Origin of the sequence: Verrucosispora sp. TAA-831 (assembly GCF_050780145.1) — a bacterium.
GTDB lineage: Bacteria > Actinomycetota > Actinomycetes > Mycobacteriales > Micromonosporaceae > Micromonospora.
Genome location: NZ_CP192240.1, coordinates 119,543 through 135,022 on the forward strand (window position 1 = coordinate 119,543; position 15,480 = coordinate 135,022).

The window sequence follows — 15,480 nt, forward strand, 5'->3', positions numbered from 1 at the left end:
TGCGACGCAACCGGTGGCTGGTGATCCCCAAGACCGACACGGTCGCCTCCGGCCGCCTGCGGCTGGAGATCGCCCGGCTGGCTGGGACAAGAAAGACACCTGGACCGACGACAAACGCACCACGCTGGAGAAACGCCTCCCCCGAATCATTCGAGACGTCGAGGCCGGCGTCGCCGCTGACGAGGAAGCCAAGCTGGCCGCCCAGCGCGCCCACGACGAACGCGTCGCCGAGATCGAGCGGCAGGAGGCCGAAGAGCGTCGCCGCTGGCAGGCGGTTATCGACGAGGCTCACCCCCAGGCCGCCGAACTCCTGCGCAAGAAGGCATTCCGGCGCGCCTACGACTCCTGGACCTCCGCCAACGAGATCCGCGCCTTCTGCGACGCCCTCGAACAAACCGCGCCCGACGAACCGGCACACTCGGCAAACCGCACCCGATGGATCGACTGGGCGCGAGCCGCCGCCGACCGCCTCGACCCAACCCGAGGAGACCGGGCCCTCGCCGACATCGACTTCGACATCGAGCCCAAGCCCGGCGACCTACGGCCCTTCATCGGCGACTGGAGCCCACACGAACCCCGCCGTGAATACCGCTCCGACCGCGACCAACAGGCCATCGACAACACCCGACACCAAGCCGATACTTGGCACCACGGCATGCGCGGCCGAGCCACCTGGTGGCGCAAGTAGGTGCACCCAAGCGGAGTACATCGCCCCTGTAGAGGATTGAGCCTCGCCCGGGCTGCATAAGACGAAGCAGCGACGTCAGCTTTCTATTCGCCGTTCGTACACCGCGCGATGTTTCCTTGGCCCCTTGTAGTCGTGGATCACTGATACTCCGTGCTCGACGGCATCGCCGGGGACGTTGGTGAAGCCCAGGGCGAGCCAGGCCCGGTGCGCGGCCTGGTTGTCGGGTTCCGAGGTGCGGAAGAGGCGCTGGCATGCCCAGAGGGATGCCTGGCGATGCACCTCCTCGATGAGCGCCCGTGTGATCCCCGCGCGGCGGTGGTTCGGGTGGGTCATTACGTCCTGGAGGTAGATCTCGGACGGGTCGACCTGGCTTCGGAAGGCGATCACGTTGCCGACGACCTGCCCGTCGACGATGGCGATCGGGCAGGTGTTCCCGAACAGCGTGGCGTACAGCCAGTAGTCCGATGAGGCCCGCAGCCTGATGTACGGCTCTCCGAGCGCCAACAGTTTCTCGAGGTCGGAAATCCGGTCGACCGTGAGCGGAGCGATGATCATTAGCGCTGCCCTCCGGTGATCTTGATCGGTGCGGCGAGGTCAGGTGCCCCGCGATCGGCGGCGCCAGCGGGACGGGCCGTCGCCAATCGTGGGACTGAGTAGGAAGCCCGGCATGACTCGACCGCGAAGGTACACCGCTATCCCTCGCGGTCGCTGCGCAGCTTGTCAACTCGGGAACGCCCGCGTCGGGAGGCGCTGTCAGATTTATCTGCTGGCGCGCCCGTTGGCGGGTGTGGACGGGCGGATATCAGCGCCGGTGATCGTTGCGTGCCCGGTAGGCTGTGGGCCGTGAGTAGTCCTGCGGTTCGTGTCCGTTTCGCCCCTTCGCCGACTGGGATGTTCCACGTCGGCAATGCTCGTTCATTGCTGTTCAACTGGGTGTTGGCCCGACAGTCGGGCGGGACGATGGTTCTGCGGATCGAAGACACGGATGCCGCCCGCAACCGGCCCGAATGGGTGCAGGGCATCGTCGACGCAATGGCGTGGCTGGGCGTTGGCCCAGAGGACTACGAAGGCCCGCTGTTCCAGTCCGACTACGTGCAGCATCACCGCGAGGCCATCGATCGGCTCCTTGCCGCCGGGCTCGCCTACTACTGCGACTGCGCTCGGGGTCAGGTCATCGCACGTACGGGCAGCGAGCACAAGGGCTATGACGGCTACTGCCGCGACCGTGGTCTGCCCACCGGGGACGGTTGCGCGCTGCGCTTCCGTACCCCCGATGAGGGCTCGACTGTGATTGTCGATCTGGTGCGCGGTAAGCCGACGTTCGAGAACGCCCTGATCGAGGACTTCGTCATCGCCCGTGGCGACGGCTCGCCGGTGTTCCTGTTGGCGAACGTGGTCGACGACATGGTCATGGGCATCACCCACGTAATCCGGGCCGAGGAGCACCTGCCCAACGCGCCGAAGCAGCAACTGCTGTGGGAAGCGCTGGGCGCAGAGCCGCCGGTGTGGGTGCACGCGCCGATCCTGGTCAACGAGAAGCGCCAGAAGCTCTCCAAGCGCCGCGACCGGGTCGCTCTGGAGGATTTCCGCGCCGAGGGCTACCTCGCAGAGGCGATGCGCAACTACCTGATGTTGCTCGGCTGGGCACCCTCCGGCGACCGGGAGATCCTGCCGTGGGACGACATCGTGGCGGAATTCCGGCTGGAGGATGTCAACCCCTCGCCGGCGTTCTTCGACGTGAAGAAGCTCCGTGCCTTCAACGGGGACTACATCCGGGCTCTGTCGGTGGAGGCGTTCGTCGAGGCGTGCCAGCCGTGGCTGACCGGTGAGACCACGCCGTGGCGGCCGGACGCGTACGACGCCCAGGCGTTCGCCGCTGTCGCCGAGTTGGCGCAGACCCGGATCGCGGTGCTCTCCGAGATCGTGCCGATGGTCGACTTCCTGTTCCTCGACGAGCCGGTCACCGATGAGACGGCGTGGGCGAAGGCCATGAAGGTCGATGCCCCGGCGCTGCTGGCGGCCGTGGTCGAGGCGTACGAGACGTGCGAGTGGCAGGCCGAGGCGCTCAAGGCTTCGCTGGAGGCGATCGGTGCCGAGCGAGGGCTCAAGCTCGGTAAGGCGCAGGCACCGGTACGGGTGGCGGTGACCGGGCGCACCGTCGGTCTGCCGCTGTTCGAGTCGATCGAGATCCTCGGGCGTGAGCGAACCCTGGCTCGCCTGCGGGCCGCACTCGACCGCCTGAGCTGATCTCTGTTGCGACCGGCGGATCGACCCGCCGGTCAACTCAATCTTGATCACCGGTGGCAGCTGGCCTTATGCACCTGACTCGGAAGTAGACCAGACACCTCGAAGGGTGGGGCGAGGTTGCCGAAGTTGGTGCCGAACACCTCGTCGCTGAGCCGGAACACCTCGGGCGCCCAGGGGCCGACGCGGCTACCGCTCGGAAGCCGGTCGGGAGCGAGGGTCGCGGTCAGCAGCCAGCCACGCGGGGACGGAGCAATAACGAGACGGCCGTCTGCGGCACCGCTTGGGGCAGCGACCAGTCGATCGCCGCGCCAACGGGCTGCCGTCTCGCGGGGGCTCGTCCGGCCGACGTGTGTGGCAGCACCGAAGAGCGTGTAGGTGGTGCTGGCCGCGAAAGTCTCCGCCGCCAGTTGTGGTACAGCACTGAGGTCGGGCTCGATGTACTCGCGTGCGAGCAGGTTGACCGTGTGGAGCTGGACGCGAAGTCCGGTGGGTGCCGCTTCCATGGCGGACGTCAGCCGCGCGTTGAAGTCGGTAGGTAGGAACCCGCTGGCGGTGAGGATGCCGTCGACGGAGAACCCGCCCCGGTAGCCGAGATGCGCGCGTAGGCCAGCTCCCAGACGGGTGGTCTGGGTGACGAGGTCGGCGGCGTGGCTGAGGGTGGGTACGGCGCCGGCGCAGAGAAAGGTTCCGTGTTCGGGGCGGGGAAGCGTGACGAGTTCCATGGGCGGGAACGGGATCACGGCGCTGCCGAGGACCATGCCGTGCAGGCGTATCGGGGTTCCTTCGAGTAGGGGCATGAGTCGGATGCGCCATGATCCGGCCTCGTCGGTGGGCATTCGTGCCGGTGGGGTTCCGTCGCGCCACCACCAGATTCCATCGCCGCCCGCTGTCGGGCCGGTGCCGATGGGTTGGTAGGAGCAGACGACGCCGCTGCCCTGGTCGACAAGCCTTCCTAGCTCCGCCAGGCGGGCAGGGTTGTCGGTAATGATCGAGGGTGCGCGGGGGATGCTGGCGGCGTCCCAGAGCGCGTCCACTGTCGTCTTGTCCTCGAACATCCGCCACGCGGGCTGCCGCGCCCCGATGCGTCGCCGGTCGCCGGCTCGGGGTGGGTCGAGCGGGTCGGGTAACAGGAGCGAAGCACTGTGCTCAGGGTCGAAGGCATCGGCCAGGGCGGCGAGCCAGCCTGAACCGTCGAGGCCCGCGATGGCGTCATGCTGCCAGGCGAGCTGGTCGGAGGCACCTCGTATCGGACGGGAAAGCGCCTGCGGCGGAACGTCATCCAGAGCGAGGGCGAGGCATCGGTGCGAGCCGAGTAGTTCCCGCCATGCCGATGCGTCGTCGGCCCGGCCACAGATCACGATGATCCGGGCGCCGGGAGGCAGATGATCGGTGACGTGCGCTCGGACGCTCATCGGCGATGCCGCCCGGAGTGGTCCGTGCGCTGCAGGACGAGGTTCGCCGGGGTGGTATGCACCAGCTCGTAGGTCTCCCGCCCCAACCGGTCGTGAATCTTACGGCGATATCGGTCGGGGTGGCTGTCGTCGTACTCGATGATGACGATTTCGGGCTGGTGTCTGTCAGGGGCGAAGGAGTTCCAGACGTCGAGTTCGGTGCCTTCGACGTCGATGCTGAGCAGGTCGATGTGGTTGATGCACCACTGGTCGAGGAGGTCTTCGAGGGTGCGGCAGGTGATGACGATTTCCTGGTAGTCGGTGCCGGTGCGGTGTAGCCCGGACCAGGAGGGCTTGTGGCGGTACATGCCGAACGGCCACAGGCCGGGCGTGGCCGAGACGGCGCAGGTGTCGACGGCGCAGCAGCGTTGGCGGAGGCGCTGGTGGTTGCGGGGATCGGCGTCGACGCAGAGACCGCGCCAGCCGAGGTTCTCGACGTAGAGGGTGTTGCTGCCGCGTACGCCGTCGCCGGCGCCGATGTCGACGAAGACGCCGTGAGCGGGCAACCGGAGGTTCTCGGCGATCCAGCGGTCCTCGCCCCATTGCGAGTGGTAGGGCGCGGGTTGGGTGTACGGAAGCATGACGCTCACCCGTGCCACTCGCGCAGGAGATGCTGCTCGCGGCTCCGGTCGAGCCAGCGTTGGGACCAGCGGCGGCGCAGTGCCTGCCAGGTGAGGGCCTCGGCGATGGAGTCTTTGAGCAGGCGGTGGGTCAGGCCGGCCCTGACGGCGCGGGTGGTGTTGACGGACATGAGGGCGATTTCCGGGCTGCTGGCGGGGAGCCAGAGCGGGATCTCCGTCCAGGGGCGGATGCCGTGGGTGAGGGCGAACTCCTCGCCGACGCGGCATGCGGTGACGGAGCGGCCAGCGTGGGTGAGGACGGTGTCGACTAGGACGCGGGCGGTGGTGGTGGGGCCGGCGACGTTGACGATCCCGGTCAGCTGCTGCTCGATGGCGGTGCGGATGAACCGGGCGACGTCGGCGGCGTCGACGAGTTGAAGTGGCTGGTGGTCGGGCATCGGGACGAGGACGTCGCCGCCGCGCAGGGCGCGTTCGAGCCAGTAGGCGAGGCGTTCACTGTCGTCGTGTCGGCCGATGACCAGGCCGAGGCGGGCGATGAGGAGTGGTACGGCCATGCTGGCCAAGCGTCGTTCGAGGTAGCGCTCGCAGCGCAGTTTGCGGGTGGCGGAGGCGCGGACAGGGTGGGCGGCGTCGGCGGGGATGGTGGGTGAGCGTTCGGTGAGGCCGTTGCTGCCAGGGTCGCGGCGGTACACGCCACAGCTGGAGATGAGGACGTACCGGCCGACGTCGCCGAGGAGTGGCAGCACGGCGCGGAGGTCCTCGAGGTCCTGTGCGCTGGTGTCGATGACGGCGTCCCACGGTTCGGCCAGTGCGGCTGCTGCCTCGGAGGTGGGCGCCCGGCGGTCGCTGAGGACGTGCCGGGCGATCCCGCTGAACGGTGACGGGGACCGGCCCCGGTAGAGCAGGGTGATGTCGTCGTCGTGGGTGATGCACTGCTCGACGATGTGGCGGCCGATGAAGCGGGTGCCGCCGAGGACGAGGATTCTGCTCATCGGGACCTGCCCGCCGATGTGGGGCTGTAGCCGAGTACGAGCAGGCGGCGGGGATGGCCGGAGGTGTTCGGTCCGCTGGCGTGGACCAGTGCGGCGTCCCAGATCAGCACGGTGCCGGGCTTGGCAACGAGGGTCACGGCTGCGTCGTCGGGGGCGTCCTGGTCGGGTACGACAGGCCCCTGGTTCAGGGTCGGGGCCATCTCGATGCTTCGTCGATGGCTGCCGGGCCAGACCCGCAGCGCACCGGCGGCTGCCGTGCAGGGGTCGAGACAGACGGCGACGGTGAGCACCCGGGGGTAGCCACGGGCGGCGTAGTAGGCGGCGTCGGTGTGCTTGCGGACCTCTTCGCCGAGGACCGGCAACGTCGCCCACCCGGCGGAGATGTCGACGGTCCGCTTGAACATGAGCTTGTTGTCCATCAAGGTCGGAATCGCAGCGCCGAGCAGGTCTCCGACCACTCCGCAGAGCCGGGAATCGTCGGCCACGGCGGCGGCGGTCGGGGACAGGTCGACCACTGGCTTGACCTTGAGGACGTACGGGGTGCCGTCGGGGAGGCGCCACCACGTCACCCGAGGGTCGGCGGATCTGGTGGCGACCATCTGGGCGAGCCGCTGGTCGAGGAGGTCGTCGGCCTCGACTCGCAGTTCCTGGATCGTGGCGGCGGGGATCAGGTCGGGTAGGACGAGGTATCCGTGGCTGGCGAAGCGGTCGACCTGCTGCGCGGAGATGGCCGGCGCGAGTGGCGAGGTCATGCGTTACCGCCCTTCGTGGCGATCGGGATGAGGAAGTCGCGGGTGGGTTTGGTCCAGTGCGGTGGGGTCTGCTCGGCCGGCATCGTGTAGGGGTGGGTGGTCCATTCGGCGAAGTGCCGGTCGAGGACCTGCCGGCGGGCGGGGCTGATCGAGGTGCCGCTGTGGAAGAAGCTGAGCCGGCCACCCGGTCGCAGGCAGGGGATCGCGACCTGGGCTACGAACTGCGCGAAGTCGGCATCTGCGTGTCCGTCCGGCGGCCAGGTGTCGTACATGATGGCGTCGAACGCCCCGGCGGGCAGGGACACCAACTGCCAGGGTTCGGCGTGCACGCGTACGGGCGCGGCGAAGTGGTCGAGCACCCGATCGTGGGCCAGCAGGGCGACGCCCGGGTGCGGCTCGATCGCGGTGTACGAGTCGACGCGGCCCAGTTGGGTGGCGAAGACGCCCAGACCGAGGCCGACCTCCAGCACGCGTGGCCGGCTGCATCCTCGGGTGAGCAGGAGTGCGTGTTCACGCATCAGGTCCGCCTCGGCGAAGAACATGACGTACTGCGCCCCGATGCGTAGCCCTTCCGCATCGACGGTGGCGGGTTGGGCGCGCAGCCGTGCGATGTGCCGCCGGTGCACGTCGGAGAGGGCCGGTGGTCTCACAGGCGGACTCCGTCGCGAAAGCGGGCCAGCGGAGAGACGGTGAGGAACCGGGCGGCGAAGGTCACGGTGGTGGAGATCGCCCGCCGGACGACCTCTTCGATGGCAGCCGTGGTCGCGGTGTCGAGGGCGCGGTCGACGGAGACGAGGACGTGAGCGGGGGTATCGAGGTCGCCACCGTTGCGGGCGACGATGGTGACCTCGGCGTACACCGACAGTTCTGCCAGCACACGCCGCGCGGCCTCGGCGGCGACGGTGGTGTAGATCTTCCCGCTGTGGTGGACCGGGTTCTTGCCGGCGGGTGCTTCACCACTTGCCGGCCGCAGCGGCTCGATGACCCCGCTGTATCGGTTGCCCCGGCCGACCGCACCGCAGTCGCCCTTGCCCAGCGAGGTGCCGAACGGTGCCAGGTATCCGCGTCCGGGCACATCCTTCGTGTTGAGGTGCAACGCCAGGCCGGTGACGTCCCGCGCTCGCTCATCCTGGTCGAGCAGCGCTTTCAACTCGGCCGAGACGACCCCCTGCGCCTCACTGAGCGCGTCCCGGTACGCCGCCCACGAACCGACCGATTCCGGGTGCATGGGCAGCGCGGCGGTGACCTCCAGCATCGAGCCGATGCGTACGACCATGACCTTCACGTCCGTGCCGGCGGTGGGGACGGACTGCCGGAAGGCGGCGCTGGTGAGTCGACGTTCCAGTCCCACCGCGAGGTCGGCGGCGAGTCCTCGCCGGCTGGTGCCCACGCAGACGACGGTGTCGTTGGAAACCGTCTCGACCTCCAGCACCCTGTGGATGTCTCGTGCCGTGCCGGGGCGATAGAAACTCGGATCGTGGTCGACCGCACTACCTCGGGTGTTGTTGATGTGCAGGCGTAGGTGTTCGAGGATCCGACCGTCGCCGAGCGCGGCCGGAAGCACGTCCAGGACCACGTCGCGGAAGAGTTCCTCGACCGGCACCTCGACGCCACCGACCCGGTCGGTGATCTTTCCGAAGAGGTAGCAATCGGCCGGCTTGCGGATGTCGAAGCCACCGAAGCGAACGTCGGCGGCGGCACCGACCAGGTTCACCTTGTCGACCCAGTGGTTCGGGATCGCCCCGAACTCGCGCAGGCACCACGACGAGTACCGCTGGGAGAAGGCGTCGGCGACAAGGTCGGCCAGGCTGTCCGGATGTCCGACGCCCTTGCGCTCGGCCACATCGAAGGGCTGGTCGTCGGGTGCCACGCAGGCATGACGAATCGAGATCTGCATGTGAAGAGGTCCCTCGGGCTCAGAGGTCGTCGGCGTCGGTGTCCGCCCGAGATGGCGGATCGACCAGGTAGGACAGGCACTGCGACAGGACCAGCACCCGCTTGGCCGGGCACGCCTCGTTGACGTGGACGGGCCGGAAGGTGCCGTCGTAGAGGTTCCCGTAGCCGGTCGGCACGGAGGCGCAGCGGCGGACATCGCCGGTGACGGTCACCTTGAACGAGGTGACCCCCGCCGTGCATGCCTGGCCGCGGAAGGAGAGCATGCCGTCGAGGTACGGCCGGTTGAACACGTACTCACCGGAGTTGGCCAGGACCAGCGCCTTCTGATCCTCGGTGTAACCCTCCGGATAACGCACACCCTGGTGAACGCCCTTGAACACCTTGGCCCGCACGTGGTCCACACCCAGGTTCCGCAGCCGTGTCAGGTCGCCGGCCAGTCGGGGCAGCAGCGGCGGGTACAGCACGTACAGCGCCGTCACGTCGAACCCGGCCCGCCGCAGGACCAGATAGTTGCGGGCGTACGCGTCCAGCTCCAGCCCGCGCAACTCCCGCTCCGGCTGGTGGATCGCGGCCACGATCTTTGCCACCCGCTCGGCCGGAACGCTGTCGGCGAAGCCCTGCACGTCGTCGGAAGCGAGATTGGTGTTGATGCTGATGAAGTGGTTGTTGGTCAACCCTTCACAGAGCTCGACGAAACCCGGGTACATGAACGGCTCGCCGCCGGACATGTGCACCAGGCACACCTTGCCCAACTCGTCGAACCGCCGTACCACCAGCTCGGGTGCCGGCTCGTCGAGATGCTTCCGGTTGAGCACGAACCGGATCTGCGGGTGGCAGTACTCGCAGAAGAAGTTGCAGCGGTTTGTCAGGTGCCAGTCGAACTCCCACTCCCACGGCGGCCTCGCCTGGGTCATCGCTGAGGTGCGCATCGGTCCTCCGCTCGCCGGTCGGATCACCCGCCGACGCAGCCATTGATGGCGGTACGCCGGCGGGGCCACGTCCAGCAGACCCCGGACCAACCCATCCCGGGCAGGGGATAGAAGCGTCAACACCGTCAATTCATCGACCGACAGCACCACCACGGGGGGATACCTCCGCGATACTGTCGGTCGACCCTGCGGAGGAGCAGATGGCCTCGCGTCCCGACCGCACCAACCACACCCTCGCCGCGCTCATGGCCGAGGCCGGGCTCACCCCGCGTACCCTCGCCCGTGAGATCAACCGACTCTTCGGTGCCGGCACGCTCGCCGAGACCGCGCCCTACCACTGGCGCGATGCCGGCGGAGTTCCGCGCTCACCGCTGCCGGCGCTGACCGCGTACGTCCTCTCCCGCCGACTCGGCCGCGTCGTGACCGCCGGGGACCTCTGGCACGGGCGACCCGGCGCGGTAGATGGCACTCTGGTAATGACGGCCAGCACCGGCATGGACGGCCCGTGGACCCGCGCGAGCACCATGCTGGTCGCCGAGGACTGGCTGCTGGGAGGTCTGGTGGACCGGAGGATGTTTCTCTCCGTATCCGGGGCCGCCCTCGCCCAGGCGGTGAACATCTACCTGGACGCCCAGCTACCTGCGGGCACCGCGCCCCCGGCCGCCGCACCCGACGACCCACTCGTCGAACAGATCGAAGCCAGCGTGCCCCGCCTTCAACTCCTCGACGACGAACAAGGCGGAGCCGCTGGCCTCGGCTACGTCGGCGCCCAGGTCCGCGCCGTCCTCCTGGTCCTCCGCGACGGTGGGCACACCGACGCCACCACCCGCCGCCTCCTGGTCGCCCTCGCCGACCTCGCCCAACTCGCCGGCTGGAAAGCCTTCGACGCCGACCAGCACGGACTGGCCCAGCGTTACTTCTTCACCGGACTTCGCGCCGCCCACGACGCCGGCTACCGCTCCATGGAAGCGCACATCCTGGCCGATCTGTCCTTCCAGGCCGCCTCCCTCGGCGACGCCGACGACGGTCTGCGTCTCGGCACCGCCGCCCGCCGGGTCGCCGGCCGATCCGCCGCGAGCGTCCAGGCGTCCGTGCTGTCCCGCCTCGCGTACGCCTACGCCGCTGCCGGCCAAGTCAACGACTGCGAACGCGCCTGGACGGAATCCCGCGACCGGCTCGCCGCCCGGCAACCCGACCGCGACCCCGAGTGGATGTACTACCTCACCCCGAACCACCTCGACTGCCAGACCGGATACGCGATGATCCTCGCCGGCCGCCAAACCGTCGCCACCGGCCGAGGCATCGACGGACGCGCCCTGCTCCGCAAGGGCGAAGCACTCCTGCGCACCGGGGCATACGCTCGCCGACCGGACGTGCCCTACCAGCGACGAGCCCTCTACGAAGGCGCCTGGCTCGCCCTCGGCTACACCGCTCATGGCAAACTCGACGATGCCTGTGCCGTCACCCGGATGGCCCTACCTCGCCTCGATCAGGTCCGCTCACCGCGCAGCACGGCCCTGCTCAACACTCTCGCCCACGAGCTACGCCGCCGCCAACGCAACCACGCCGTCGCCGACCTCCTGCCCGACCTGGAGAACGCCCTCGCGCGCCAGCCCACCTGACACTACGGTCGAGCAATGAGCCGCCGCGACCTCGACGCCCTCGTTATCGGCGCTGGCGTATCCGGCCTCACCACCGCCATCTGCCTCGCCGAAGCTGGCCTACGCGTCACCATCTGGGCCGCTGAGCCACCCGAGCAGACCACCTCGAACGCCGCAGGCGCGATGTGGGGTCCGTACCTCGTCGAACCCGTCAACCGGGTACGCGTCTGGAGTGCCCAGACCCTGGATGTGCTATGGCAACTCGCCACCGACCCGCAGACCGGCGTACGGCTCGTCTCTGGCATCGAAGCCTCTCGCGAGCCCGTCGCACCACCAGAGTGGGGTAACCAGCTCGACGGATTTCGGCTTTGCGAGGCGGATGAGCTGCCGGACGATTTCGTCGCTGGATGGCGCTACACCGCGCCGATTATCGACATGCCTACGTACCTCGGCTACCTCGAACAACGGTTCGCTGCCTGCGGCGGTCAGGTCGAGATCCGGCGGATCGACGCACTCGAGCAAGCTGCCGGGGTCGCGCCTGTTGTCGTCAACTGCGCCGGCATGGGCGCGCGGGACCTGGTGCTGGATCCCGAGCTGACCCCGATCCGCGGGCAACTCGTCATTGTCGAGAACCCTGGCATAACCGAGTTCTTCTCCGAAGACACCGGGCTGTCTCCCGACCTGCTGCACTTCTACCCGCAAGGCGAGACCATGGTTCTCGGCGGCACCGCCCAGCCTGGCGAGTGGAGCCGGGAGCCCGATCAGGGCGCTGCTGTAGCGATCATCGCCCGGTGCAGCGATGTCGAACCACGTCTCCACGGTGCAAAGGTGATCGGGCACCGCGTCGGGCTACGCCCTACGCGGCCGGGCGTCCGGGTCGAAGAGGAGCGCCTTGATGGCGTCACGGTGATTCATAACTATGGCCACGGCGGTGCTGGCATCACGCTCTCCTGGGGCTGCGCCGCCGAGGTCGTAGCCAGACTCTGACGGGAGGGCTTGCCGCTACGGCTTCGACCACCAACGCCGCAATGCCCTCGCAACGGACAGGAAAAGCTCGGCCGAAGCCAATGGGGAGCAACGTAGGTGTTCGCGGCTGCCCCTGCCACCCGGCCGAGGTGCGAGCTCGTTGTGGCTATCTCCCGGCCGCTCCGGGCGACCACTCATTGGCGAATGTCTCCATTTGGCGAATGACCAGGTCGACGGCGGCGCGCTCGTGGTCCGGTGGATAGTCGTAGCGGGCCAGCAGGCGCCGGATGTGGCTGCGGAGCTTGGCGCGTACCGGTTCACGGGAGAACCAGTCCACCGTAATAGAGGTCTGGATCGACTTGACCAGTTCTCGGGCGATCTCCGCCAGGGTGCCGACACCCATGAGCTCCGTGGCCGCCCCGTTCTGGGCGACGGCGTCGTAGAAGGCCAGTTCGGCGTGGTTGAGCGGGGGGTCGAATTGCTGGCCGCGGCGGGCGTCTGCGGACACCTGCTTGGCCAGCTCGACCAGCTCGACGATCAGCTGCGCGCTGGTCAATTGCTGACGCATATAGCGGTTCATCAGGTCTTCGAGCTGTGCGGAGAAGCGCTCCTGACGGACCACGTTGTGCTTGGTGACCTCACGCATCTTCCGCTCGATCAGCCGGCGCAACGCCGCGGCGGCCAGGTGCGGGGTTTCCGATTCCTGCAGGCGCTGCAACGCCACCCCGTTGAGCTCGGTGATGTCGAGCTTGCCGAGGCCCGCCTCCTCGTAGATGTCGGTGATGTCGGCGGCGTCGACCACCTCGGCGGCGAGCTGGGACAGGTAGCGTTCCACCTCGGCTGTGTTGGGCAGGCCTTTGGCCTCCCGGTCGGCGGCCTCCTCCTTGACGATCCAGACCCGGACGTCGCGGAAGTAGTGGATGTCGCGGCGCATCCGCTGGATGTCACCGGCGCGTTCAACGAAGTCGCGGCTGGTCGCGCAGAGCGTGTAGAAGCGTTCCAATCGGCCCGCCGAGTCACGGAATCGCCGGTGCAGCGGCTTCGTGCCGGGCTCGACGTCGTTGCCGGGGGTACGTGGGTTGCGCAGGAAGTTGGCGGCCTTCTTCACCGCCCGGCGCCAGCGGGTCGGGTCGGTCTCGTCGTCCAGGATCTTCCGCCACTTGACTGGGGTCAGCATGGCCTCAATGACAGCGATCTCGTTGTACACCTCGCTGATTGCCCGGTCGATCTCCCTGCCGAGGGTCTGGTCCTCCTGGTCGCTGGGCGTGTACTCGGTGAGCGCCTTGCGCAGGTTCTCGGTCAACGGGGCGTAGCCGACCAGCAGGCCGTCCTGCTTCTCCCGGAACCGGCGGTTGACCCGGGCCAGCGCCTGCATCAGGTTGGCGCCCTTCATCGGCCGGTCCATGTAGATGGTGTGTATCGGCGGGGCATCGTAGCCGGTGAGCAGCATCGAGTGGACGATCAGCAACTCCAGCTCGTCGTCTGGGTCCTTGGCGCGTGCCTGGATGGTCTTCTGCTGTGACGGGCGCAGGTGGTGCGGGCGTAGCACCTCCTTGTCGCTCGGCACCCCATGGAAGACGATCTTCATCTTGCCCTTGTCGACGGCAGGGTCCGCCCAGCAGGGTCGCAACTCCCTAAGGGCGTCGAAGACGCGAACGCAGATCTCCCGGGTCGCGCAGACCAGCATCGCCTTGCCCGGCCCGCCGAGCTGCGGTCGCATCAGCTCCCGCCGCTTCTCCCAGTGTTCGACGAGGTCCTTCGCGAGGGTATCGATTCGGTCGGGGGCGCCGTAGACGGTGTTCATGGTGGCCGCGTACGCCTCGGCCCTACGCCGCTCCGCATCGTCCAGACTGGCGGTGAGTTTCTCCACCTGCTCGTCGATGCTCTCCGGGTCGATGTCCGGCGGCAGCGACACCGGAATGATCCGCGGCTCGTGGTAGACCCGCACGGTCGCCTCGTCGTCAACGGCACGCTTGAGGTCGTACACGTCGATATGGTTGCCGAAGACGGCCTGGGTGTTTACCTCGGCGGTGGCGATCGGGGTGCCGGTGAAGGCGATGAACGTGGCGTGCGGCAGCGCGTCGCGGAGATGGCGAGCGTAACCGTCCAGGCTGTCGTAGTGGCTGCGGTGCGCTTCGTCGACGATCACCAGGATGTTGCGCCGGGAGGAAAGGAGCGGATGCGGCCTCCCGGCGTCGCGCTCTTCTTTCGTACGTCCGAACTTCTGCAGCGTGGTGAAGATGATGCCGCCGGCGTTGCGGTTCGACAGCTTGTCCCGCAGTTCGGCGCGGGTGTCGGCCTGCTCCGGCTCCTGGCCCAGCAGCGTCTGGCTGTCGAGGAAGGTGTCGAAGAGCTGGTCGTCGAGGTCGTTGCGGTCGGTGAGCACCACGATGGTCGGATTTTTTAAGGCGGGGTGACGGGCGGTCATCGCCGCCGTGCACACCATCTCCTCGGACTTGCCGGAGCCCTGGGTGTGCCAGACTACGCCCGCCTTCCCGTCGCTCTGCGAAGCCCGCACGATGCACTCGACGGCCCGGACAACCGCGAAGTGTTGGTGCGCCTTCGCGATCCGCTTCGCCTTCGACGTGAAGTTGACGAAGCCGCCGGTGAGCTCCAGGAAGCGCCGTTGGTTGAACAGGCCGTGGAGGGCGACGGTGAGCGCTTCCGGGCCGTCGTAGTCCGGCGAGCTGGTGTCGACCCGTTCCCCCTCGTCGTCGACGTTCCACGGCGCGAAGTGCTCGTAGGGGGTGAACGGGGTGCCGTACTTCGCGGTGATGCCGTCGGAGATCAGGCACAGGACGGCATGCCGGAAGGCGAGCGGGAACTCCGCGAGGTACGCCTGAAGCTGGGCGTGCGCGCCCGTCAGGGTGGCGTTCTCGTCGGCGGCGTTCTTCAGCTCCACGATCGCGACCGGCAGACCATTGAGGTAAAGCACGATGTCGAACCGGCGCCGGAAGTCGCCGTCGACGATCGTGACCTGATTGATCGCCCGGTAGACGTTGCGGTCGGGGTCGTCCAGGTCGGCCAGGCGCACGGTGGGGTTGTGCTCGGCACCGAACGCGTCGGTGTACGTAATGGAACGGACGCCGTGGACCAGTCGCCCGTGCGCCGCCCGGTTCTCGGCGAACGCCTCCCGGGAGGCGACGTCGGTGGCGGCCCGGACCGCGTCGGCGACCGCCGTGGGCGGCAGGTCGGGGTTGAGCCGCTCGACCGCGGCCCGCAGGTCCTCGACGAGCACCAGATCGGCCCAAGTCTGCCGCTGCCCCGACCCCGGCGCGAAATCCTTCCCGGCACCTGGCTCCCACCCGAGCTCACCGAGCTGATCCAGCGCGAGCCCCTCCCAGTCGGCCTCGTTCATCCACCCACCCGCACCCATC

13 protein-coding genes are annotated in these 15,480 nt (G+C 68.3%); 4 read left to right on the top strand and 9 right to left on the bottom strand.

Annotation, left to right across the window (positions count from 1 at the left end):
• Positions 1 to 13 precede the first annotated feature (13 nt).
• The gene (locus ACQVFL_RS00570) at positions 14 to 688 is read left to right on the top strand and encodes a hypothetical protein (protein ID WP_431728316.1); all 675 of its coding nucleotides are present in this window, start codon (positions 14 to 16) and stop codon (positions 686 to 688) included.
• A 75-nt stretch (positions 689 to 763) separates the two neighbouring features.
• On the opposite strand, the gene ACQVFL_RS00575 is transcribed toward ACQVFL_RS00570, so the two are convergent.
• Entirely contained in the window at positions 764 to 1,243 is a 480-nt protein-coding gene (locus tag ACQVFL_RS00575) for a GNAT family N-acetyltransferase (protein ID WP_431728317.1), read from the bottom strand.
• A 288-nt stretch (positions 1,244 to 1,531) separates the two neighbouring features.
• Here ACQVFL_RS00575 and gltX point away from each other — a divergent pair, with 288 nt between their 5' ends.
• Positions 1,532 to 2,935, top strand: a complete 1,404-nt coding sequence (gene gltX, locus ACQVFL_RS00580) for a glutamate--tRNA ligase (protein WP_431728318.1) — start codon at positions 1,532 to 1,534, stop codon at positions 2,933 to 2,935.
• A 47-nt stretch (positions 2,936 to 2,982) separates the two neighbouring features.
• Here gltX and ACQVFL_RS00585 read toward each other — a convergent pair whose 3' ends face one another.
• The 7 genes from ACQVFL_RS00585 to ACQVFL_RS00615 are packed head-to-tail and all read right to left on the bottom strand — an operon-like array spanning position 2,983 to position 9,536.
• Positions 2,983 to 4,347, bottom strand: a complete 1,365-nt coding sequence (locus tag ACQVFL_RS00585; RefSeq protein WP_431728319.1) for a hypothetical protein — start codon at positions 4,345 to 4,347, stop codon at positions 2,983 to 2,985.
• Positions 4,344 to 4,967 carry an FkbM family methyltransferase gene (locus ACQVFL_RS00590; protein ID WP_431728320.1) on the bottom strand — a complete coding sequence of 208 codons (624 nt, stop codon included), beginning with the start codon at positions 4,965 to 4,967 and terminating at the stop codon, positions 4,344 to 4,346. Before ACQVFL_RS00590 ends, ACQVFL_RS00585 begins: the two co-directional genes overlap by 4 nt.
• 5 nt (positions 4,968 to 4,972) lie before the next feature.
• On the bottom strand, positions 4,973 to 5,959 hold the full coding sequence (locus ACQVFL_RS00595; RefSeq protein WP_431728321.1) for an NAD-dependent epimerase/dehydratase family protein: 987 nt from the start codon (positions 5,957 to 5,959) through the stop codon (positions 4,973 to 4,975).
• Positions 5,956 to 6,711 (bottom strand): phytanoyl-CoA dioxygenase family protein, encoded by a 756-nt coding sequence (locus tag ACQVFL_RS00600; protein ID WP_431728322.1) that lies wholly within the window; start codon positions 6,709 to 6,711, stop codon positions 5,956 to 5,958. The genes ACQVFL_RS00595 and ACQVFL_RS00600 overlap by 4 nt, the downstream gene beginning before the upstream one ends.
• The gene (locus tag ACQVFL_RS00605) at positions 6,708 to 7,361 is read right to left on the bottom strand and encodes a class I SAM-dependent methyltransferase (RefSeq protein ID WP_431728323.1); all 654 of its coding nucleotides are present in this window, start codon (positions 7,359 to 7,361) and stop codon (positions 6,708 to 6,710) included. The genes ACQVFL_RS00600 and ACQVFL_RS00605 overlap by 4 nt, the downstream gene beginning before the upstream one ends.
• Complete coding sequence (locus ACQVFL_RS00610) at positions 7,358 to 8,608, bottom strand: methionine adenosyltransferase (RefSeq protein ID WP_431728324.1); 1,251 nt, start codon at positions 8,606 to 8,608, stop codon at positions 7,358 to 7,360. The genes ACQVFL_RS00605 and ACQVFL_RS00610 overlap by 4 nt, the downstream gene beginning before the upstream one ends.
• Positions 8,609 to 8,627: 19 nt before the next feature.
• The gene (locus ACQVFL_RS00615) at positions 8,628 to 9,536 is read right to left on the bottom strand and encodes a radical SAM protein (RefSeq protein ID WP_431728325.1); all 909 of its coding nucleotides are present in this window, start codon (positions 9,534 to 9,536) and stop codon (positions 8,628 to 8,630) included.
• A 200-nt stretch (positions 9,537 to 9,736) separates the two neighbouring features.
• Between ACQVFL_RS00615 and ACQVFL_RS00620 the strand changes: the two genes are divergently transcribed.
• Both ACQVFL_RS00620 and ACQVFL_RS00625 read left to right on the top strand, forming a co-directional pair.
• Entirely contained in the window at positions 9,737 to 11,158 is a 1,422-nt protein-coding gene (locus ACQVFL_RS00620; protein ID WP_431728326.1) for a carph-isopro domain-containing protein, read from the top strand.
• Positions 11,159 to 11,173: 15 nt separating this feature from the next.
• Complete coding sequence (locus tag ACQVFL_RS00625; protein WP_431728327.1) at positions 11,174 to 12,124, top strand: FAD-dependent oxidoreductase; 951 nt, start codon at positions 11,174 to 11,176, stop codon at positions 12,122 to 12,124.
• 145 nt (positions 12,125 to 12,269) lie between these two features.
• On the opposite strand, the gene ACQVFL_RS00630 is transcribed toward ACQVFL_RS00625, so the two are convergent.
• On the bottom strand, positions 12,270 to 15,479 hold the full coding sequence (locus ACQVFL_RS00630; protein ID WP_431728328.1) for a type I restriction endonuclease subunit R: 3,210 nt from the start codon (positions 15,477 to 15,479) through the stop codon (positions 12,270 to 12,272).
• Between the last annotated feature and the right edge of the window lies 1 nt (position 15,480).